Below are 21858 nucleotides of genomic sequence, written 5' to 3'. Positions count from 1 at the left end.
CGGAACCGCACCTCGCGGCCCGCGGGACCCAGCGCTCTTAAGCGCGGTCCGGGCACGAGGATGCCCCCGAGTCACTCCCCCCTATGCGCCATGCGGCCCCCAGGGCACGTGAGTGAGACACCGGGCACCGTAACGGTGGGCGCCGCCCACCGGTCAGCGGCCAGAGCATGGGGGGCACGCCCGGTCCCGTTCCGAACCCGGAAGCTAAGCCCCATCGCGCCGAGAGTACTGCGGGGCCAGCCCGTGGGAGGCCAGGGCGCCGCTGACCGGTGGACGGCACCGAGCCGTGCGCTTGGACTGAGAAGGGGGAGGCCTCGCGGCCTCCCCCTTTTTTGCGCTATATACAAGCTGTGCCTTGTGAACGGACTCTTCCTTTGACTCTCTTACTGTTTGGCTGTTTTTTGAACCGTCGCTTTGTATTTGCGCGATAATTACTCGCATTGACGTTAGGGAGGGCTTGATGTTTACCGTTTTCGTTTTGGGCAATATTGCTTCGGGTAAATCGACTGCCTGCCGCTTTCTGGAATCTCGCGGAGCCCTGCTTATCGATTTAGACGTTCTTGCCAAATCGCTGTACGTGCCGGGGTCGGATATCGTCAATGCTCTTGCTGAAGAGTTTGGCTGGGATATTTTGGACGAGGATGGCGGTGTTCGACGTAACGTTCTCGCTTCTCGAGCTTTTGTTTCTCCCGATACGGTTGCAAGGCTCAATAGTATTGTTCACCCCGCTCTCATTGAGCAGCTTTCGCTGAGGATTCTCGATCCTGCTTGCTGTACGGTTTCGTCCCCCCGCTATCCCTTTGCGGCGGTCGAAGTATCTGCTCCGACTGGCTTTGAGGACGCCTTTGGCCTTGCGGATGAAATTATGGTTGTTAGCGCTCCTTTAGCGGTCCGTCGCGAACGTGCTATTCACCGTGGTATGGAGCCATCCGATTTTGATGCTCGCTGTGCTTGCCAACCCGATGAGTCTTCGCTTTGCAGTCTCGCCACGACCGTGATTGATAACGCAGCGGGCGACAGCTCGCTCTTTGAACAACTGGACGCGTGGCTTGCTCGCCATGGCCTTATGGATGCTATGGATAAGGAGACGACAGATGCCTAAGACGCGTTTCTTTACGTGGTATCGCCTTGTGCCGCTGGTTGTCGTTTTCGTCTTTGGCCTTATCTCGCTCGTTTACTCGTGTGCTCCCGCCGCTTTCTTTAAACCGTTCTATCCGATTGACTATGAGGCGTATGTAAAGCAGTCCAGTATTTCGCATAATCTCGATCCGTATCTGGTGTGTGCCGTCATCAAGTCGGAATCAAACTGGGATCCCGAGGCGGAATCAAATCAGGGCGCCCAAGGTCTCATGCAACTTATGCCCGAAACCGCTCAGGATATGATCGCTAAGGGCCTTGTCGACGGGGACGAGTATTCAGCCGATGACCTGAATGACCCCGCTTCGAATATCGAATTTGGGTGCGCGTACCTCTCATACCTGTTGACGTATTTCAATGGGTCGACGGATAGCGCTATTGCTGCTTACAATGCCGGAATGGGCAATGTCGATGGGTGGGCGCAGCAAAACACATCGCTCCATAACGCGATTGCCTTTCCCGAGACGCAAGCCTATTTGATTCGTGTCAATAATGCCTGGATTCGCTATAAGACCCTCTATCCCGACCGGTTCGTATAGGACTATGCCTGCCGCCTGCGTATACTGCAGATGTATGAGTTAGGAGTATCCATGGCGGATTTTGAAGTTGAGCGTGTTGGCGGAGAGCTCAAACGTTTTGGCGTTGAGGGCTCCGAGGTACCGTTTGAGGTCGTGTCTCCCTATGAGCCTGCAGGTTCACAGCCTAAGGCCATTGAGTCGCTTGTGCAGGGTGTGAGGGACGGAGACCGGTATCAGGTTTTGCTTGGCGTGACCGGCTCGGGCAAGACCTTTACCATGGCCAAGACCATCGAAGCTCTCGGTAAGCCAACGCTGGTCATGGCCCCCAACAAAACCCTCGCCGCCCAGCTTGCGAGCGAGCTCAAAGAATTCTTTCCCAACAACGCCGTGGTCTACTTCGTCTCGTACTACGACTACTATCAGCCCGAGGCATATGTGCCGCAAAGCGATACGTATATCGAGAAGGATGCTTCGATTAACGAAGAAGTTGAGATGCTTCGACATCAGGCGACCGCCTCGTTGCTTTCTCGACGCGATGTGATCGTCGTTGCTTCGGTGTCCTGTATCTATGGCATCGGCTCTCCTGAGGACTATGCGGGGCTGGCGCCGAATGTCGACAAGAAAGTACCGCTCGAGCGCGATGACTTTATCCATGCGCTCATCGACATTCAGTACGACCGGAACGACTATGACTTGGCGCGTGGCACCTTCCGCGTGCGCGGTGATGTTGTCGATGTGTATCCGCCCTATGCCGAGCATCCGTTGCGATTTGAGTTCTTTGGCGATGAGGTCGAGCTTATCGCCGAAATCGATGAGGTTACCGGTGAGATGCTTCGTGAGTATGAGGCTATTCCCGTGTGGCCGGCATCGCACTATGTTACCGAGAAACCCAAGGTCAAGGCGGCCTTGAAGTCAATCAGTGAAGAGTGCGAGAAGCGCGTGGCGGAGCTCAAGGCGACCGATAAGTTGCTCGAGGCGCAACGTCTACAGCAACGGACCGATTATGACCTCGAGATGCTCGAGACCATGGGTTTTTGCAACGGTATCGAGAACTACTCTCGCCATTTAGACGGGCGTAAGCCGGGTGAACCGCCGTTTACCTTGATTGACTACTTCCCCAAGGACATGCTCTGCATCATAGACGAGAGCCACGTGACGGTGCCACAGATTCGCGGCATGCACGAAGGCGACCGATCGCGCAAAGTTACGCTTGTTGAGCATGGTTTTCGCCTGCCCTCGGCGCTCGACAATCGCCCGCTTCGTTTCGATGAGTTTGAGGCGAGAATCCCCCAGTTCATCTATGTTTCGGCAACGCCGGGCGACTACGAGCTGCGGGTGAGCCAAAACGACGTGGAGCAAATTATTCGTCCGACCGGCCTGCTCGATCCCAAGATCGACGTGCGTCCCGTTCGCGGTCAGATTGACGATCTTGAGGAGGAGATTCGCGAGCGTGTTGCCCGCAAGGAGCGCGTGCTGGTGACCACGTTGACCAAGCGCATGGCCGAGGACCTGACCGACCATCTACTTGATGCGGGCATTAAGGTCAATTACATGCACTCTGATACGGCGACAATGGACCGTGTCGAGATCCTGCGAACGCTGCGCGAGGGCAAGATCGATGTTCTCGTTGGCATCAACCTGCTTCGCGAGGGCTTGGATCTTCCCGAGGTCTCACTGGTGGCAATTCTCGATGCCGATAAGGAAGGCTTCTTGCGCAACCGCCGTTCGCTGATTCAGACGATTGGCCGTGCGGCCCGTAACGCCGATGGCGAAGTCATCATGTATGCAGACGTTGTGACCGATTCGATGAAAGCGGCCATCGAGGAGACACGGCGCCGTCGCGAGATTCAGATGGCATATAACGAAGAACATGGCATTGTGCCCAAGACAGTGCGCAAGGCCATCAACGACATCTCAAGTTTTATTGCCGAGGCCGAAAAAACTGTGGGCTCCAAGGGACGCTCGAAGGGCGACTCTCTTGGCCATGGTGTATTCTATACGCCCGATGAGTCGGGCGAGGGCGGTGTGCCGGAAACGGTGGCGCCCGAGCAGACACTTGCGGAACAATTGGAGGAACTACCGCATGACGAGCTTGTGCGGATCGTCGAAACTATGGAAGAGGATATGCGTAACGCTTCTGCCGCCATGGACTTTGAGGAGGCGGCGCGCCTGCGTGATGCTGTCGTTCAGATTCGGGCGATGCTCGAGGGTGCGTCTGAGGACGAGACGATCGAGCGCTTGCGTTCGCAGGCCCGCAAGGGTTCCACGTTCGCATCGGGCAGAAAACGACAGGGTGCACGGTTTAAGAAATAGCGAACAGGCCCCGAGCTCCATAGGGAGCTCGGGGCCTGTGTCTTTTGCGCGCTGGAATTCGTTCGCTAGGGGTCTGCGATCAGGGCTTCGGCACAACGGATGCCGTCGGTGGCCGCGCTCATGATGCCTCCGGCATATCCAGCTCCCTCACCACAAGGGTAGAGGCCCGGGGTCGACACGGCATGGCACGTTCGGTCTCGGGTGACAGTGACCGGTGAGCTCGAACGAGTCTCCACGCCGGTAAGAACGGCATCGGGGCAGTCGTAGCCCCGTAGCTTTTTTCCGAGTAGGGGAAGTCCCAGTCGGAGCGACTCGACGATATGCTGCGGCAGGGCTTCGTCAATTGCCGTCCAGGTCACACCGAGCGGATAGGTGGGCTTTACCTTTCCGGGCGCCTTGCTGGCGCGTCCTGCGAGGAAATCTCCGACGAGTTGTGCCGGTGCGTTCCAGTTGGAACCGCCCAGGCGATAGGCGGCCGCCTCGCAGGCGCGCTGGAGCTCGATGCCGGCGAGCGGGTCATCGTCGGGAAGGTCCTCGGGCGTGACGTTAACGAGCAGGGCGGCATTTGCGTTACGGCCGTCGCGGGCATTGAGGCTGGCGCCGTTGACGCACAGGTGGCCCTGCTCGGAAGAGGCGGCGACAACCTGCCCGCCGGGGCACATGCAAAACGAGAACACGCTGCGGCCGTTGGGAAGATGAGCGACGAGTTTGTAGGGGGCTGCTCCGAGGGCAGGATGTCCCGCCGAGGCTCCATATTGGGCTCGGTCGATGTCGCGCTGCGGATGCTCGATGCGAACGCCCATGGCAAAGGTCTTTTGTGCGAGGGCCACGTTGTGGTCCTTAAGGAGTTCAAAAATATCGCGAGCAGAATGCCCGCAGGCGAGGATGAGGTGCTTTGTCTCAATTGGCTCGTAAGCGGCGTCTTGGGACGATTGGACATCAATACCGGTGATGGCGCCAGACGCGTCGATGCGAATGTCGACGAGTTTTGTTCGATAACGGACGACACCTCCGAGCTGCTCGATGCGCTGGGATATAGCGGTAACAACCGTGGGAAGGATGTCGGAGCCAATGTGCGGCTTGGCATCCCACAGAATATCGCGGGGCGCACCCGCCTCGACGAAGGTTTCGAGGATAAGGCGATGGGCGGGATTTTTTGTTCCCGTATTGAGCTTGCCGTCCGAGAAGGTCCCCGCGCCGCCCAGACCAAACTGAATATTGCTCTCGGGGTCGAGGATACGCTCCTTTAGAAAGAGGTCGATCGCCTGCGAGCGGCGAAATGCCGGGTCGCCGCGCTCGATGAGCAAGGGCTTAAGACCTGCTTCGGCAAGGGTGAGTGCGGCGAAAAGGCCGGCGCAACCGGCACCGACGACGACGGGGCGCTCTTTGGGTGCGCTGGAAACGGGGGAGGGGAATGAAGGCTCATCGTCTTCTATCGCGCGTACGCGCGAGCGGTCACGCTCGGCAACGCTGTCGACCGCTTCTCGCTCGAGGTGGGGACTAGTCAGCTCAACACGAAAGCTCAGGATAAAATGGACGTCTCGTTTTTTGCGAGCGTCGATTGACTTGCGGTGGAGCTCGATGGACTTGATTTCGGAGTCCTTGCAACGTAGGACGCGCTTGGCGAATCGCTTGCCAACAATGAGGCAGGCATTTTCATCGCCGGCTTCATCGAGTGACGCGTTGACTTGGGTGATTTCGATCATCGAGGTCTCCTTAGAGGCAAGAAAGAGGCCGTCCGGTATCCCAGACGGCCCGAATGCGTTTTTGATTATAGACTGTGCGGCTACAGGCTGCTTGCAGCGCGAATGCCCGAGATCCAGGCCCACGCAAGGTTAAAGCCTCCGCAATCGGCGTCGATGTCGAGCGCTTCGCCGCAGACGTAAAGCGGGGCGTCGACAACGCTGCACGCGTGTAGACTGGGTGTTGAGATGCTCTCGACAGATACGCCACCACGCGTGACCTGCGCCGAGCGCTCCTCGGCTGTTCCCTCGACGAGCAACTTAAAGTGCTTGAGGATCGAGACCAGGTGGACGACATCGTTGGAGCCTGGATGGCACTGCTCGAACGTTGTGCAGACGACGCGGGAGAGTTGCGGGGCGAGCATGCCGTCGAGCCAACGGGGATCGCGGGGCGAAAAGCCGCCGAGCAGCTTAACGCGCCTGTTAAGCATATCGAGCAACTCGTCTTTAGAGAGGTCGGGGAAAACGTCGAGCAGGATCGTATCGCCGCGCTGGATACGACGGGAGAGGTTGAAGACAGCGACGCCCGAGATACCGAAGGTTCGAAACAGTACTTCACCGTCTTCGTGCCAGAGCTCCCTATGGTTTCGGGTGAGCGTCAAGCGGGCGCGGACGCGCAGGCCATCCAACGTCTTGAGTGCCGCCCGATCACCGACGACCGTTGCCGATACGGGGCAGAGGATGGGGCGCAGCGAAGTGAGGGGGAGGCTAAACGTATCGGCGATACCGGTGGGGTTGCCACCCGTGGCGATAATTACGGCGTGTGCCTGCAGGGCCTCGTTCTTGCGAGGGACATCGGCTAGTGCCTTCCGAAGCGAGCGGAGCTCCGATTTTCGGTCGTCGTGCTTTTTTGCCTTGAGCGCCCGCGCTGGACGGTTTATTTGGAGTGCCCAGCCTTCGGAAGCTTTGTGCGCCGAGGCAACGTTGGCCCCGCAGATTAAGGTGATACCTAGGCGGTCGCAAACGTTGAGAAGCGCGTCGCGTACCGATTCGGCGCGAAGGGAGCGCGGGTACAGCCGGCCTTCCTCGGAGGTTGTCATGATGCCCAGCGAGGAGAAGAAACCCATAAGCTCTTGTTCGGGCTGGGGGCCCATGACGGATTCGACGAATGCGGGGTGGTTATACCGCTGTGGATCAATCGATTCGTTGGAGAGGTTGCAGCGACCGTTGCCGGTCGCAAGGAGCTTAAGGCCGCAGGCGACATCGCGCTCAACGATGCAGACGCTTTTGCCAGCGCGTGCGGCCGTAATGGCGGCGGCGAGGCCTGAAGCCCCGCCGCCGATTACCAGGACGTCATAGAAGGCGCTCGTGTTCACTTAGGCCTCGTCGATCTCGTGCGGGGCAATGGCCTCGACGGCAGAGACGGCCTGGGGCAACATGCCGTCGGGCAGTGCGGTCTCGACCTCGCCCTTATCGCAGGCCTCGGCGAGTGCCGGATTAATGGGAATCGTGCCCAAGATGTCGAGGTTATAGCGCTCTGCGACCTCGGGGAGCTTGCTCTTGCCAAAGACCTCGATCTTCTTGCCGCAGTCGGGGCACTCAATATAGCTCATGTTCTCGACAATGCCCAGAATGGGGACGTTCATCTTCTCGGCCATGTTAACCGCCTTGGCGACGATCATCGAGACCAGATCCTGCGGGCTCGTGACGATGACGATGCCGTCGACGGGCAGCGACTGGAAGACGGTGAGCGCGACGTCGCCTGTTCCCGGAGGCATGTCGACCAGCAGGTAGTCGATGGGGCCCCACGAGGTCTCGCTCCAGAACTGCCTAATGGCGCCTGCGATGACCGGACCGCGCCAAAGGACGGGGTCGGTCTCGTTTTGGAGCAGCAGGTTGGAGCTCATGACCTTGACGCCGTGCTCGGAGATTTCGGGCAGCATAAGGTTGCCAAGGGCATGGACGTGGCGTCCGCTCATACCGAACATCTTGGGGATAGAGGGACCGGTGATGTCGGCATCGAGGACGCCGACCTTGTGGCCGTGACGGGCAAGCTCGGTGGCGATGGCACCGGTGACAAACGACTTGCCGACACCGCCCTTGCCGGAAAGCACGGCGATGACGCGTTTGACCTCGGACAGCGTGTTCTCCTCAAATTGCGACGGCGACGTTTGTCCGCCGGCGGCCTGTGCGTGCTCGCAACCCATGTATGACTCCTTTGTATATGTTGGGGCCGGGGCCCCGTGATGTGACACGAGCGTCATTGTACCCTCGTTTGCGAGCGGGAGTCATTTGTGATGTGCGATGGGTAATCGATGGCATTCGAAAGCGTGGGTCGGACACGCAGCATGCGTGCGTCGGACAAAGCTAAAGGTCTGCGAATCTTGTATTACGAACATCTGTGCGCGTCGAGTGCGCTAAACTCATCGGCAGTATGATTCGATGCAATAGGAGGCAAGGAGCTTCCATGTCTGATTCTTCTATCGTTATTCGCGGCGCTCGTGAGCACAACCTCCGTGATATCGATGTTTCCATTCCGCGTGACCAACTCGTGGTCATTACCGGTCTTTCTGGCTCGGGCAAGAGCTCGCTGGCATTTGACACTATCTATGCCGAGGGCCAGCGTCGATACGTCGAGAGCCTTTCGAGCTATGCGCGCCAGTTCTTGGGCCAGATGGACAAACCCGACTTGGATTCAATCGACGGCCTTTCGCCGGCGGTGTCGATCGACCAAAAGACGACGTCTAAAAACCCTCGCTCGACGGTTGGCACCGTAACCGAGATTTATGACTATCTGCGCCTGCTGTTCGCCCGTGTGGGCACCCCGCACTGTCCCGAATGCGGCCGCGTCATTGAGCGCCAGACGACCGACCAGGTTGCCGACAAGGTCTTGGCGGCGGGGGAGGGTCGCCGCGCGTTTGTGCTGGCACCGGTGGTGCGCGGGCGAAAAGGCGAGTACACCAAACTGTTTGAGGACCTTCGCGCCGAGGGCTTTAGCCGCGTGCGTGTCGACGGTGAAGTGCGCTCGCTCGACGATCAAATCGATCTGGACAAGAAGTTCAAGCACGATATCGAGGTCGTGGTCGATCGCATCGTGATCCGTGAGAACTCTCTGGGCCGTATCGCCGAGTCCGTTGAGCAGGCGACCGCGCTGGCTCACGGCAATGTAAATGTGTACATGCTGCCCGATCGTGATGCTCCCGAGGGGACCGAGGGCGAGCTGCTGGAGTATTCGTTGGCCTTGGCGTGCCCGGAGCATGGACACTCCATTGACGATCTTCAGCCGCGTGATTTTTCGTTTAACGCTCCCTATGGCGCATGTCCTGAGTGCGACGGCCTGGGCTTTAAGAAAACCGTTGATGCCGAGGCGCTGATCGAGGACCCCTCGAAGTCCATTGCCGACGGAGTCTTTGGTAGCCTGTTTGGCAATTCGAACTACTACCCGCAGATTTTTGCTGCGGTCTGTAAACACTTTAAGGTAAGCGCCGATACGCCGTGGGAGGACTTGCCCCCTCGCGTGCGTCGTGCATTCTTGGATGGCCTGGGCGATACGAAGATCTCGGTTGACTACCAAAAGCTCGACGGACGTCGTAGCCAGTGGGATACCAAGTTTTCGGGCGTTCGCAACATCCTGTACGAACGCTATACCGAGACGACGAACGAGAACACCAAGGCGCGCTTGGAGAAGTACATTCGCGAGGAACCGTGCTCGAGCTGCCACGGCGCTCGTTTGCGCCCTGAGATGCTCGCCGTCACCGTGGGCGGCAAGTCCATTTACGAGGTTTGTTGCCTGTCGTGCCGTGAGTCGCTCGAGTTTTTTGAGGGCCTGGAGCTCACCGAGCGCCAACAGTTTATCGGCGGGCGCATCGTCAAGGAAATCCTGGAGCGCTTGCGTTTTCTGGTCGATGTTGGACTCGACTATCTGACGCTCGATCGTGCCTCGGCGACGCTTTCTGGTGGCGAGGCGCAGCGTATTCGCCTGGCAACGCAGATCGGCGCCGGCCTCATGGGTGTCCTGTACATTTTGGACGAGCCATCGATCGGCCTTCATCAGCGTGACAACGAGCGCCTGATCAAGACCCTTGAGCGCCTGCGCGATATCGGCAATACCGTCATCGTCGTCGAACACGACGAGGACACAATCCGTGCCGCCGACTACGTGATCGACATGGGGCCCGGCGCCGGCGTCAACGGCGGACACGTAGTCGCGGCGGGAACGCCTGCCGATATCATGGCGTGTCCTGAGTCGATGACGGGCGCTTATCTGACCGGCAAACGAATGATCCGGGTGCCTGATGAACGGCGCAAGCCCGGTCGCGGCTGCCTTAAAATTACGGGCGCTCGAGCTAACAACCTCAAAAACGTTACTGCCAAGATCGAGTTTGGTACGCTTACGGTTGTTACCGGCGTGTCGGGATCGGGCAAGAGCTCCCTGGTTACCGACACCATTGCGCCTGCCCTTACGAATGCTATTCACCGTTCGACGCGCCCTGTGGGTCCGTATAAAAAAATCGAGGGCATCGAGTGTATCGATAAGGTTATCGATATCGACCAGTCGCCGATTGGCCGCACACCGCGTTCCAACCCCGCTACCTATATTGGCCTGTGGGATGATCTTCGCGCGCTGTTTGCGAGTACGCCGGAGTCGAAGGCGCGCGGCTACTCGCCGGGTCGTTTCTCCTTTAATGTGAGTGGCGGGCGCTGTGAGGCGTGCAAGGGCGACGGACAGATCAAGATCGAGATGCACTTCCTTCCCGATATCTACGTTCCCTGCGAAGTTTGCGGCGGTAAACGCTACAACCGCGAGACACTCGAGGTCACCTACCGTGGCAAGACCATCTCGGACGTGCTCGACATGAGCGTCACCGAGGCGCTGGCCTTCTTTGGGAATATCCCGCAGATTAAGCGCAAGCTTCAGACTTTGTATGACGTTGGCTTGGGCTATGTGAGTTTGGGGCAGCCTGCCACGACGCTTTCGGGCGGCGAGGCGCAGCGTGTGAAACTCGCCAAGGAGCTTCATCGACGCCAGACGGGCAAGACGTTCTATATTTTGGACGAGCCGACGACCGGCCTTCATTTTGAGGACGTCCGCCAGCTGCTCGATGTGCTGCAGCGCTTGGTCGATGCGGGCAACACGGTGCTGGTGATTGAACACAACCTTGATGTCATCAAGGTTGCCGACCGCCTGATCGATATGGGTCCCGAGGGCGGCAATGGCGGCGGAACCGTCGTGGTCTCGGGTACGCCGGAGCAGGTCGCGGCATGTTCGCAGAGTTACACGGGCAAGTTCTTGGCACCGCTGCTCAAGCGCGACCGCGAGCGTCAGGCACAACTCGACGCCCAGTAAAGAGACGCCGTCGTACGAGAAGCGCCACCGATTCCTTTCGATTCGGTGGCGCTTCTGTGTGTCGAGATGACGTATGCGGCTAAATTGGACATATACTTAGGCGTTACGTTCGAATGCGAGGGAAGGGACATGCCATGGCAAAGGCTGCAAAGACGCCGAAAACCAATGCGATGCGCGAGCTGGAAAACGCCGGCATCTCCTATATTCTCCATACGTATGAAGACGATGGCGATGAGTCGGTGGGTTTAGGCGTCGCAATTTTGGAACAACTTGGCGAGGAGCCTGGCCAGGGGTTTAAGACCTTGGTTTGCGTGACGCCGTCCAACGAACACGTTGTGTGCTGTATTCCCGTTGCCGACGAGCTTGACCTAAAGGCCGCCGCGCGCGCCGCTGGTGAAAAGTCGCTGACCATGATGCATGTCAAGGACTTGCTTGCCGCGACGGGGTATGTCCGGGGCGGCTGCAGTCCAGTCGGCATGAAAAAACGCTTTCGGACGCTGATCGATGAGACATGCGTCCTTTGGGATACCATTTTTATCTCAGGCGGTAAGCGTGGCTATCAACTTGAGCTTGCCCCCGACGACTTAGTTGCATTTTGCAGGGCGACGGTTGCCCCGATCACGAGAGAGGACTGAGCGATGCCGCAGGAAGAATCGAAGCGCGGAGCTCACTTTGCAAAGGGTTCGGCTTCTCAGACGCCCGCGCCTGAGGCTTCTTCGGTCGATGACCAGATTCGAAACGCTTGGTCCGTTGCTGCAGATCCAGGGGAGACAGCTGTGTATTTGCGTGCCGCCGGTGCCGGTACGGTGCCTCCCCGTACGATTCTCTCTTCGGCTCGTCCCGATGAGACGGCGGTGTTTTTGGCCGCGGCTCAATCCCGTGCCGGACGGATGCCTGACGCCGGGGCGTCTCGTGCGCCGCGTCCCGATGAGACGGCGGTGTTTTTGATGGCGGCTCAGGGAAAGGGCGCACTGCAGGGTGTCCCAGCCGATCGTCCCGCGAGGCCTGCAACCGACGGTGATGGCGAGCAGTTGCTTTTGGATGACGAGTGGTCACCGCTCGGCTCGACCGATCCGGTCGAGGGCGTTGCTGTTGAGGACGATGATTGGGATCTATTGTCGTTTTCTGGTCGAACCGCTGCCGCCAGGGAAGTTGACACGGTGTTTGGTAATAATGCCGTAGCTAACGATGACGCTTCGTTTGGCAGCGATGTCACGCCTGTTGACGGAGCTTTTTCTGCCGATGATGCCGTTTTGGTCGACGACCCCTTCGCGATAATCGATGACCCTGATATCGAGGTTGATTCTCGACAACACACTGAAGTCAGCCCCCAATCACAGGACGACGTAGATGATATGGGCTCGTCGGACTACTCTACGGTTGGCCGTTCTGCCGGCCTCATGACTGCACTGACCATCGTGTCGCGCGTCACCGGGTTTATCCGTACTTGGGCTATGGCTGCCGCCATCGGCATGTCGCTGCTCTCGTCTTCCTATCAGGTCGCCAACAACCTGCCCAATATGCTCTATGAGCTCGTGATGGGCGGTATGTTGGTTACCGCCTTTTTGCCGGTGTACATGGGCGTGCGTCGTGAGCAGGGTCGCGACGCCTCAAACGAATACGTAGGTAATCTGCTCGGCATCCTGCTTTTGCTGCTGGGCGGCATTTCGGTGTTGGGCACCGTGTTTGCTCCGGGCTTTATCTGGACGCAGTCGTTCCTTTCGGGCGATGGCGGAAGCATGGATACCGCTGCATTCATGTTCCGTTTCTTTGCCATTCAGATTTTGTTCTACGGCTTGGGCTCGGTGTTCTCGGGCGTTCTTAACGCGCATCGTGACTACTTTTGGTCGACGTTCGCCCCGGTACTCAACAATGTGATTGTCATTGCGAGTTTTATGGGCTTCGCTCCCGTATCTGCCTGCTTTGGTGAGCAGGCGGGCGTCGTTTTGATTTCGCTCGGCACGACGCTTGGCGTTTTTGTCCAGATGGCGTGCCAGATTCCCGCACTCGGTAAGCATGGTGTCCGGCCTCATATTCATATCGACTTTAAGGATCCTGCACTGCGACAGACGCTCGCGCTCGGCGTCCCGACGTTGCTCGCTACGGTATGCATGTTCGTGTCGACTTCCATTACCAACGCAGCCGCGCTGGTGGTGCAGCCCGAGACCGGTCCTTCTGTAATTGCCTATGCGCGCCTTTGGTACACACTGCCTTATGCCTTGATAGCCGCCTCGCTCTCGACGGCGCTTTATACCGAGCTTTCGCACGATGCCCAGGAAAAGGATTATGACAGCGTGCGCGCTGGTATCTCGCGCGGCGTGGCCCAGATGCTCTTCTTCCTGATTCCTTTCGCGCTATATCTCATGGTGTTTGCCCGTCCGCTCAACATGATTTATTGCGCCGGCAAGTTCGACGAGTCGGGTGTGGCGCTTGTGTCCGAGTTTCTGGTTTATCTGGCGCTCTCCCTGCCGCTCTACGGCGTGGTCGTGTTGATGCAGAAGAGCTTCTCGGCGCTGCTCGACATGAAGCCCTATAGTCGCTATTGCCTATACTCTGCCATCGGTCAGGCTGGTTCGGTTCTGCTGTTTGGTGTGGTGCTGGGCTATGGCATGCCTGCGATTGCGATGTCGTATGTTGTCGACTATGTGATTCTGGTCGGCTGTTCGCTGTGGTGGCTGCGTCGTCGTCTGCAGGGTCTTCAGGTTAAATCTATTCTGCACGGCTGCTTCTATGGCCTTTTGCTCGGCGGCCTGGGTGCCGCAGCGGGTGCCGGCGTTTTGTGGGCGCTCGAGAGTTTTGTCGGAGCGCTTGGCGGATCGATTCTTATTACCTTGGGCTATGTTTGCATCGCGGGCATGGTTTCACTTGCCGTGACTTTTGGCCTTGCCGTCCTTCTAAAGATGCCTGAGGTCTCCGCGCTTCTTCGCCGCAGGTAGGCAATCGTGGCAGGTCATGACAACATTCCAACGCTTGCCGAACAGGTTTCGCGTGTGCCCATACAGCCTGGCTGCTACCTTTGGAAAGATGCCAAGGGCGATGTCATTTACGTTGGCAAGGCTAAAAATCTGCGCTCGCGCATGCGTCAATATGTGACGCTGCAGGACGAGCGCCAAAAGATTCCACTGATGATGCAGCTGGTTGCGAGCTTTGACTATATCGTTGTCGAGAACGAGCACGAGGCGCTGGTGCTCGAGCGCAACCTGATCGGTCAATACCATCCGTACTTTAATGTCGACCTTAAGGACGATAAGAGCTATCCCTTTATCGCTATCACCAAGAGCGATCTGTTCCCAGCTATTAAATATACTCGTGAGCGTCATAAGCCGGGAACGCGTTATTTTGGTCCCTACACCGACAGCCGCGCGGCGCGCGAGACCATTGATACGCTGCGCAAGGTAATCCCGATCTGCTCGGCTTCTTGTGCGGAATGGCGTCGATGCCGCCGTATCGTCGAGTCCCACAAGGGCGAAGAAGATATCGTCAATATGATTTGCGCTCAAAACGGGCGTCCCTGCTTTGACTTCCATGTTGGCCGCGGCCCGGGGGCATGCGTCGGTGCGATCTCTCCAGCCGACTATGCTAAAAACGTTAAACGCGTCGAGCGATTTTTGTCGGGCCATCGTAAAGATGTCGTTGATGAGCTTACATCCGAGATGACGGACGCCGCTGGAGCGCTCGATTTTGAGCGGGCGGCGCGCGTCAAGCGTCGCTTGGAAGTTATTAGGGGCCTGGACGACCGACAGCAGGTCGTTTTTCCGTCGAGTGTCGATCTCGATGTGATTGGTTTCTATCGAGAAGAGACCATTTCGGCCGCCTGCGTGTTTGTTGTGCGCGAGGGGCGAACGGTTCGAACCTGTGAGTTCATTCTCGATAAGGGCCTGGATGTCGATGAAGAGGAGCTTCAGTCGGGCTTTCTCAAGCGCTATTACGACGAGACGGCTGATATTCCAGCCGAGGTGAACCTTTCCGTCGAGCTTGAGGATGCGGAGGCGCTAGGGGAGTGGCTTTCGGACAAGCGCGAGCGTTCCTGTCATCTCCATAGGCCTCAGCGCGGCGAAAAACACCGGTTGCTCGATATGGCATCTAAAAATGCGCGTCATGCCCTCATGCGTTATATGATGCGCACGGGATACGCCGACGATCGCACCAATCGAGCGCTCCTGGAGCTTGAGAGCGCCTTGGCGCTACCTGCGCCGCCAATGCGAATCGAGTGCTTCGATATCTCTACGCTTCATGGCACCTTTACGGTCGCCTCGATGGTGGTGTTTACCAACGGCCACGCCGACAAGAGCCAGTACCGCCGCTTTAAAATCCAGGCCGAATTGGACGAGGCGAACGACTTCGTTTCGATGTCCGAGGTTTTGGGGCGTCGCTATGCTCCCGAGCGGATGGGCGACGAACGTTTTGGCTCGCGCCCCGATTTGCTCGTTGTCGACGGCGGCAAGCCGCAATTGACGGCTGCAATTAAGCAACTTGAGGCCCTTGGGCTCGATATACCAGTTTGTGGTTTGGCAAAGGCCGATGAGGAAGTTTTCGTGCCTTGGGACGAGACTCCTGTCGTACTTCCGACCGGGTCTGCGTCGCTCTATCTCATCAAGCAGGTGCGCGACGAATCGCACCGTTTTGCCATCACGTTCCATCGTGAGTTGCGCGATAAAGCCATGACGGTTTCGGTACTCGATGACGTTCCAGGCGTGGGACCCACTAGAAAACGTGCAATTATGCGCCATTTTGGCTCGATGAAGCGGTTGCGCGCGGCGAGTGAGCAAGAGATCGCGGAAGTTCGCGGCATACCTGCCGATGTTGCCAAGGCGGTCCACGAGGCGCTCGTTGCATGGAATGCCGAGCGCGCCGAGGCCGCGGCTGGCCATTCCGATAGCTAAACACGAGCATAAACAACTGATATACATGATTGCGCGATTTTCAACCATTTATTTCGCCATGATTGCCTGCAGGTTTCGGGTTTTATTAACGCTAAAACGTTTGACTAACCCAAGCGAAAACCCTGCTATCCTGCGGGTTGACGAAGACTGATATCTCACCTCGCCGATACATACTGTCTGCTGTATCGTTTGTCAACGAATTCGGTGAACGGTAGTAAATACCGTTCAAGCGTATGTATGTATCGGTCGCCGAGCGCGGCACCTCAGTTGGGTTTGTCGGTAGGTAAGGTATATATCGTCCGCAAGTTGCGCGGGGGCAAGTTTAGGTGCTCCCGGGTAAGATTCTCTATTGATAGGAGAAGACATGGCCATCATCAATAAGGGTATGTCCAGGCGTTCGTTCCTCGGCCTCACCGGCAGCGTCGCTGCTGTCGCCGGCTTTGGTCTCACTGGCTGCGGTGGCAGCTCTAGCGACGAGGGTTCCGCTCCCGCCGATTCCGCCAACCGTGGCGGCGGCGTGATCACTGCCGGTTCCGCTTACGCTCCGTCCAGCTTCGACCCCGCCAGCACTGGCTCCGCCGTGGGCCTGGGCGCTAACTGGCACGTCGTCGAGGGCCTCTACGGCATCGATTACCACGACTACAGCACTTTCAACGAGCTCGCCACCGATGATCCCAAGTCCGTGGACGACACCACCTTCGAGGTCACCATCCGCAAGGGCGCCAAATTCTCCGATGGCACCGAGGTTACCGCTGACGACGTCGTCGCCTCCTACACCGCTTGCGCCGCTTCTGCCACCTACGCTCCGTTCTTCCAGCCTTTCGAGTCCATCGAGGCCAAGGATGCCAGCACCGTGACGGTCAAGACCAAGGTCCCCAACTTCTCCCTGCTCAAGGATCGTCTGGCCATCATTCGCGTTACTCCTGCCGCCCAGAGCGAGGAGGATCGCGCCAAGCAGCCGATCGGCTCCGGCCCCTGGATGTACGATTCTATCTCCGATACCGAGATCACCCTGGTTCCCAACCCCGAGTACAACGGTGAGTATGCTGCCGAGGATAAGAAGATCCAGTACAGCATCCTGACCGACCCCACCGCTCGCGTCACCGCTCAGCAGGAAGGCTCCACGCTCGTCATGGAGCTCGTTACCGCTGACGCCGTCGACCAGCTCGAGGGCGCCGGCTGCAAGATCGACAACGTCCAGGGCTTCGGCACCCGCTTCATCATGTTCAACGTCGCCAAGGAGCCTTGGAACGACGTCAAGGTCCGTCAGGCTGTCATGTATGCGCTCGACACCGAGAAGATGATCAGCAACACCTTCGCCGGCCTTGCTACCGCTGCCAGCTGCTACCTGCCCAAGAGCTTCACCAACTATCATGAGGCCTCCACGGTGTACAAGACCGATGCCAAGAAGGCCAAGAAGCTTATCGAGGAGTCCGGTATCACCCCGGGCGCCATTACCCTGCGCACCACTGATAACGAGCAGATCAAGGGTATGGCTGCCCAGGTCAAGAACGACCTCGACGCTCTCGGCTTCGATGTGACCATCCAGACCGATACCTCGCCGGCCACCTATGCTGCCATCGACGGCGGCGAGGCCTACGATATCCTCCTTGCCCCTGGCGATCCTTCCTGCTTCGGCGCAGACCCCGACCTGCTGCTCAACTGGTGGTACGGCGACAACGTCTGGATGCAGACCCGTTGCCCGTGGAAGGAGTCCGCTGAGTGGCAGAAGCTCCACGGCCTTATGGACGAGGCTCTTGCCGCCGAGGGCGACGAGCAGCAGAAGAAGTGGAACGAGTGCTTCGACATCATCGCCGACAACGCCGTTCTGTACCCCGTTGTCCACGTTAAGACCGTCTCCGCTTCCTGGAACGACCCGTCCACTGCGCCCAACGGCGAGGCCCTCGATGGCTTCAAGGGCATCGGCACGACGAGCATGTCCTTTAAGGGTGTCGCGACCGTCAAGGCGTAAGACTCGCTTGAGTCTATATGCAGGATGTCGGCCGTTGGGACCGTATCCTCATAGTTGAAACAAAGACCCGGGCGGCAACGATGTCGCTCGGGTCTTGTAATGAGTGTCCGTACTCATATACCAGTTGGTCCTACCGACAAAAGAAAGGGGAGAGAACGTGAACAACTTTCTACGTTTGATTGGAAGGCGTCTCGTGGCGCTGCCGATCATGGCATTGGGCGTCACCGTCCTGGTGTTCTTCCTTATGTCGTTCTCCAAGACCGACCCCGCCTACACGGCGTTGGGTGACGGTGCCTCGCCCGAGGCGGTTGCCGAGTACCATGAGAAGTATGGTCTGGACGACCCCTGGCCCGTGCGCTACGTGCGCTATATGGGCAATTTGATCCATGGCGACATGGGCACCTATGGTGCTGCTCGCAACTCCGTTTCCAAGCGAATCTCCACGGCCCTACCCGTCACGATGCAGCTGACCTTCATCGGTCTTGCCATCGGTGCGGTCGTATCGTTTTTGCTCGGCGTCATCGCGGCACTGTATCGCGATAAATGGCCGGACCAAGTGATCCGCGTCTTTTCCATCGCCGGCTTGGCAACCCCGTCGTTCTGGCTTGCCGTTCTGTTGATCCTGCTGTTCTCTTCCTACCTTAAGGTACTCCCGGCATCGGGTGCCCTGCCGCACTTCACCACGAATCCGGCTGGCTATCTGGGACGCATGATCATGCCCGCCATCGCCTTGGCATTTCCGCTGACGGGTCAGATGACTCGTATCGTGCGTACCGCCATGGTCGAGGAGCTCGACAAGGACTATGTCCGTATGGCTCGCGGCGCCGGCGTTCCCGAGAAGGTCGTCGTCGGCATCAACGTTCTTCGCAACGCGCTGATCACCCCGGTCACCACCCTCGGTCTTAAGATTGGCTATCTCATGGGCGGCGCCGTCGTCATCGAGGTCATCTTCAACCTCCCCGGCATGGGTACTGCGATCCTGCAGGGCGTTCAGGGCAACGAGGCGAACCTGGTTCAGGGCGTCGTCATCGTCGTTGCTCTTGCCTTCATCATCATCAACATCGTGGTTGACATGCTCTACCTGCTCATCAACCCGCGCATCAGGACGGTGTAGATTATGGTAAAGATTCGAGAGAAGCAAACCGAGCAGCTCGAGAAGGCTGCCTCCAAGGGGCTCAAGCTCGGTGGCTGGAAGAAGATGACGTTATCTTCTAAGATTGCCGCCATCGTGCTGGTGCTGGTCGCCCTGACTGCGATTCTTGCCCCCGTTCTTGCCCCCTATAGCCCGGTCGAGATCTTTACGGCTCGCCAGGCTCCCGGCAACGGGTTTATCTTCGGAACCGACGACAAGGGCCGTGACATCCTTTCGCGTATGCTCTACGGTGGCCGTTACTCGCTGATCATCGGCTTTGGTGCTACCGCTATGGCTCTGGTCTGTGGCTCCGTTGTCGGTGCTCTTGCTGCGGTTTCGCGCAAGGCCGTCTCCGAGACGATTATGCGCATCCTGGACATCATCATGTCTGTCCCGGGTATCGCCCTCGCAGCCGTCTTCGTTTCCATCCTGGGCAACTCCGTGCCGTCGATTATCTTTGCGATCGGCTTTATGTACACCCCGCAGATCGCCCGTATCGTGCGTGCCAACATCGTATCCGAGTACGGTGAGGACTATGTCCGCGCGGTCATCGTCTCCGGCGCCAAGGCTCCGTGGATTCTGATCAAGCACGTTCTTCGTAACTGCATTGCCCCGATCATGGTCTTCACCGTCACCCTGGTCGCCGACGCCATCATCTTCGAGGCTTCGCTGACCTTTATCGGCGCTGGCATCCAGGAGCCCACTGCTACGTGGGGCAACATCCTCGCCGACGCCCGCGGTGGCGTGCTCGCCGGTCGTTGGTGGCAGGCGCTGTTCCCGGGTCTGGCCATCATGATCACCTGCCTGGCGCTCAACATCCTCTCCGAGGGCATTACCGACGCTATGGCCGCTGCTCCTTCCGCCGCTCTGGATCCGACCGATTCCTCCAAGCGCCGCGAGGCCGACCTGCTGGTCTCCGACCCCGTTCGCGCCTACAAGGAGCAGGCCCAGTCCCTGTCCGCCCGTCTTGGAGCCCTGCGCGATGTCGAGCTCAAGCGTAACGACCGCCATGTGCCCGATGAGTCCGTTGAGCCGATTCTTTCGGTCCGCGATTTCTGCATCCAGTTTGAGCACCACGGTGATATCAACGTCGTCGACCATGTCAACTTTGACGTCCGTCCCGGCCAGACCATGGGCCTGGTAGGCGAGTCCGGCTGCGGTAAGTCCATCACCACGCTGGCCATCATGGGCCTGACCGATGAGGACGAGCATCTTTCCGGCGAGGTCCTCTGGGAGGGTCGTGACCTGCTCAAGATGAGCAAGAAGGAGTGGTTCGGCCTGCGCGGTACCGATATCGCCATGGTCTATCAGGACGCCCTGTCCTCGCTCAACCCCTCTATGCTCATCTCCGCCCAGATGAAGCAGCTCACCAAGCGCGGCGGCACCCGCAGCGCCGAGGAGCTCCTGGAGCTCGTCGGCCTCGATCCCAAGCGCACGCTCGAGAGCTATCCGCACGAGCTTTCCGGTGGACAGCGTCAGCGCGTTCTGATCGCTATGGCCCTTACCCGCGACCCCAAGCTGGTCATCTGCGACGAGCCCACGACCGCTCTGGACGTTACCGTCCAAAAGCAGGTCATTAAGCTGCTCAACGATCTTCAGGCCAAGCTCGGCTTTGCCATGATCTTCGTTTCGCATGACCTGGCGTTGGTCGCCGAGGTCGCCCATAACATCACGGTTATGTACGCCGGTCAGGTTATCGAGCAGGCGCCCACCAAGGAGCTGCTCACCAACCCGATTCACGAGTACACCCGCGGTCTTCTGGGTTCCGTTCTGTCCATCGAGAGCGGTTCGGGCCGCCTGCACCAGGTACCCGGCGCCGTCCCCAGCCCGCGCGATTTCCCCAAGGGCGATCGCTTCGCGCCCCGCTCAAGCCATCCGCACATCGGCCTGGACACCCGTCCGGTCTTCAAGCGCGTGCCCGGCACCGAGCACTTCTATTCCGAGCTCCCCGATGAGGTGCTCAAGGCAAATGGTTTGACCCCTCATGCGGAGGTGATGTAGATGAGCGAGACTGCGGTCAACGGCGTCGAGCCGATTATCTTCCTTGACGATGTCCACGTCACCTTTAGGACCCGTACCGGTTCGATCCTGCACCCCAATCTGGTTCATGCCGTCCAAGGCGTGACCATTAAGCTCATGCCCGGTCAGACGATCGGCATCGTCGGCGAGTCCGGTTGCGGCAAGTCCACCACTGCTAATGTCATGTGCGGCCTGCAGGCCCCCACGAGTGGCAAGGTCTACTTTAAGGGCAAGGACGTCACCAAGCGTACTGCCGAGGATCGTCGTCACATGGGCCGCGTCATCTCGGTCGTGTTCCAGAACCCCGCGACGGCACTCAACCCTCGCATGGTCGTTCGTGAGCAGCTGCTCGATCCCATGCGCGTCCACAACCTGGGTACCGAGGCCGAGCAGGAGAAGCGCGTTAAGGAACTCCTGGAACTCACCGGTCTGCCCAGCTCTGCCGCCGAGGTTCTTCCCGGCCAGCTTTCGGGCGGTCAGCGCCAGCGCGTGGCAATTGCCCGTGCCCTGTCGTTGAACCCTGACGCCATCATCGCCGACGAGCCCACCTCGGCTCTGGACGTTTCGGTCCGCGCGCAGATCCTCAACCTGTTGACCGATCTTAAGAAGGAGCTCGGCCTGGCCATGGTGTTCATTAGCCATGACATCCAGACGGTCCGCTACATCTCTGACGACATCATCGTCATGAACGGCGGCAAGATCGTCGAGCAGGGCGAGGCCAAGCAGGTCTTCCAGAACCCGCAGGACCCCTACACCAAGATGCTGCTCGGTGCTGCGCCGTCGCTGCTGCACCCCAAGCTTGGCGAGTAGGTTCGCTTTCCCTCCTGTGCGCCCGGCTCCCTTGCCGGGCGCACC

Annotated in this window: 14 protein-coding genes and 1 rRNA gene; 12 read left to right on the top strand and 3 right to left on the bottom strand. The window is 58.7% G+C overall.

All coding sequences use genetic code 11. The annotated features are described in order from the left end of the window. The first annotated feature begins 152 nt into the window (after positions 1–152). The 4 genes from rrf to uvrB all read left to right on the top strand — a co-directional run bounded on the left by rrf (position 153) and on the right by uvrB (position 3968). Positions 153–268 (top strand): 5S ribosomal RNA (rrf, locus tag ACTQ1S_RS07100). 192 nt (positions 269–460) lie between these two features. Next, positions 461–1102 carry a dephospho-CoA kinase gene (coaE, locus tag ACTQ1S_RS07095; protein WP_154517538.1) on the top strand — a complete coding sequence of 214 codons (642 nt, stop codon included), beginning with the start codon at positions 461–463 and terminating at the stop codon, positions 1100–1102. After that, positions 1095–1676: a lytic transglycosylase domain-containing protein gene (locus tag ACTQ1S_RS07090; RefSeq protein ID WP_441068933.1), complete on the top strand. Its 582-nt coding sequence runs from the start codon at positions 1095–1097 to the stop codon at positions 1674–1676. The genes coaE and ACTQ1S_RS07090 overlap by 8 nt, the downstream gene beginning before the upstream one ends. Before the next feature lie 51 nt (positions 1677–1727). Beyond that, on the top strand, positions 1728–3968 hold the full coding sequence (gene uvrB, locus ACTQ1S_RS07085) for an excinuclease ABC subunit UvrB (RefSeq protein WP_441547376.1): 2241 nt from the start codon (positions 1728–1730) through the stop codon (positions 3966–3968). 65 nt (positions 3969–4033) lie between these two features. Here the strand turns inward: uvrB and ACTQ1S_RS07080 are convergent, their stop codons facing one another. The 3 genes from ACTQ1S_RS07080 to ACTQ1S_RS07070 all read right to left on the bottom strand — a co-directional run bounded on the left by ACTQ1S_RS07080 (position 4034) and on the right by ACTQ1S_RS07070 (position 7857). Next, entirely contained in the window at positions 4034–5674 is a 1641-nt protein-coding gene (locus ACTQ1S_RS07080; protein WP_441547375.1) for an NAD(P)/FAD-dependent oxidoreductase, read from the bottom strand. An 80-nt stretch (positions 5675–5754) separates the two neighbouring features. Next, the gene (locus tag ACTQ1S_RS07075) at positions 5755–7026 is read right to left on the bottom strand and encodes an NAD(P)/FAD-dependent oxidoreductase (protein ID WP_441547374.1); all 1272 of its coding nucleotides are present in this window, start codon (positions 7024–7026) and stop codon (positions 5755–5757) included. Beyond that, positions 7027–7857 carry an Mrp/NBP35 family ATP-binding protein gene (locus ACTQ1S_RS07070; RefSeq protein WP_441547373.1) on the bottom strand — a complete coding sequence of 277 codons (831 nt, stop codon included), beginning with the start codon at positions 7855–7857 and terminating at the stop codon, positions 7027–7029. Positions 7858–8117: 260 nt separating this feature from the next. Between ACTQ1S_RS07070 and uvrA the strand changes: the two genes are divergently transcribed. The 8 genes from uvrA to ACTQ1S_RS07030 all read left to right on the top strand — a co-directional run bounded on the left by uvrA (position 8118) and on the right by ACTQ1S_RS07030 (position 21813). Then, entirely contained in the window at positions 8118–10997 is a 2880-nt protein-coding gene (gene uvrA, locus ACTQ1S_RS07065) for an excinuclease ABC subunit UvrA (protein WP_441547372.1), read from the top strand. Positions 10998–11131: 134 nt separating this feature from the next. Beyond that, positions 11132–11632, top strand: coding sequence for a Cys-tRNA(Pro) deacylase (ybaK, locus tag ACTQ1S_RS07060; protein ID WP_441083177.1), 501 nt, complete (start codon positions 11132–11134; stop codon positions 11630–11632). A gap of 3 nt (positions 11633–11635) precedes the next feature. After that, positions 11636–13933, top strand: coding sequence for a murein biosynthesis integral membrane protein MurJ (murJ, locus tag ACTQ1S_RS07055; protein ID WP_441547371.1), 2298 nt, complete (start codon positions 11636–11638; stop codon positions 13931–13933). 6 nt (positions 13934–13939) lie between these two features. Further along, a complete protein-coding gene (gene uvrC / locus ACTQ1S_RS07050) occupies positions 13940–15880 on the top strand; it encodes an excinuclease ABC subunit UvrC (RefSeq protein WP_441547370.1) in 1941 nt (646 codons plus the stop codon). A gap of 364 nt (positions 15881–16244) precedes the next feature. After that, complete coding sequence (locus ACTQ1S_RS07045; protein WP_427718660.1) at positions 16245–17852, top strand: ABC transporter substrate-binding protein; 1608 nt, start codon at positions 16245–16247, stop codon at positions 17850–17852. A 157-nt stretch (positions 17853–18009) separates the two neighbouring features. Next, positions 18010–18966: an ABC transporter permease gene (locus ACTQ1S_RS07040; protein ID WP_441547369.1), complete on the top strand. Its 957-nt coding sequence runs from the start codon at positions 18010–18012 to the stop codon at positions 18964–18966. 3 nt (positions 18967–18969) lie between these two features. Continuing rightward, positions 18970–20985, top strand: a complete 2016-nt coding sequence (locus ACTQ1S_RS07035) for a dipeptide/oligopeptide/nickel ABC transporter permease/ATP-binding protein (protein ID WP_427728769.1) — start codon at positions 18970–18972, stop codon at positions 20983–20985. Further along, positions 20986–21813: an ABC transporter ATP-binding protein gene (locus ACTQ1S_RS07030; RefSeq protein ID WP_154517508.1), complete on the top strand. Its 828-nt coding sequence runs from the start codon at positions 20986–20988 to the stop codon at positions 21811–21813. Positions 21814–21858 lie beyond the last annotated feature (45 nt).

Source organism: Collinsella sp. LCP21S3_D3 (assembly GCF_052118305.1).
In the GTDB taxonomy this organism is placed as follows: domain Bacteria; phylum Actinomycetota; class Coriobacteriia; order Coriobacteriales; family Coriobacteriaceae; genus Collinsella.
This window is presented reverse-complemented; position numbering and strand designations above follow the sequence as displayed.

Bases quoted from the DNA above. Each gene is read 5' to 3' on its own strand.
- coaE (WP_154517538.1), top strand. From the start codon at position 461: ATGTTTACCGTTTTCGTTTTGGGCAATATTGCTTCGGGTAAATCGACT.
- ACTQ1S_RS07090 (WP_441068933.1), top strand. From the start codon at position 1,095: ATGCCTAAGACGCGTTTCTTTACGTGGTATCGCCTTGTGCCGCTGGTT.
- uvrB (WP_441547376.1), top strand. From the start codon at position 1,728: ATGGCGGATTTTGAAGTTGAGCGTGTTGGCGGAGAGCTCAAACGTTTT.
- ACTQ1S_RS07080 (WP_441547375.1), bottom strand. From the start codon at position 5,674: ATGATCGAAATCACCCAAGTCAACGCGTCACTCGATGAAGCCGGCGAT.
- ACTQ1S_RS07070 (WP_441547373.1), bottom strand. From the start codon at position 7,857: ATGGGTTGCGAGCACGCACAGGCCGCCGGCGGACAAACGTCGCCGTCG.
- uvrA (WP_441547372.1), top strand. From the start codon at position 8,118: ATGTCTGATTCTTCTATCGTTATTCGCGGCGCTCGTGAGCACAACCTC.
- ybaK (WP_441083177.1), top strand. From the start codon at position 11,132: ATGGCAAAGGCTGCAAAGACGCCGAAAACCAATGCGATGCGCGAGCTG.
- murJ (WP_441547371.1), top strand. From the start codon at position 11,636: ATGCCGCAGGAAGAATCGAAGCGCGGAGCTCACTTTGCAAAGGGTTCG.
- ACTQ1S_RS07045 (WP_427718660.1), top strand. From the start codon at position 16,245: ATGGCCATCATCAATAAGGGTATGTCCAGGCGTTCGTTCCTCGGCCTC.
- ACTQ1S_RS07035 (WP_427728769.1), top strand. From the start codon at position 18,970: ATGGTAAAGATTCGAGAGAAGCAAACCGAGCAGCTCGAGAAGGCTGCC.
- ACTQ1S_RS07030 (WP_154517508.1), top strand. From the start codon at position 20,986: ATGAGCGAGACTGCGGTCAACGGCGTCGAGCCGATTATCTTCCTTGAC.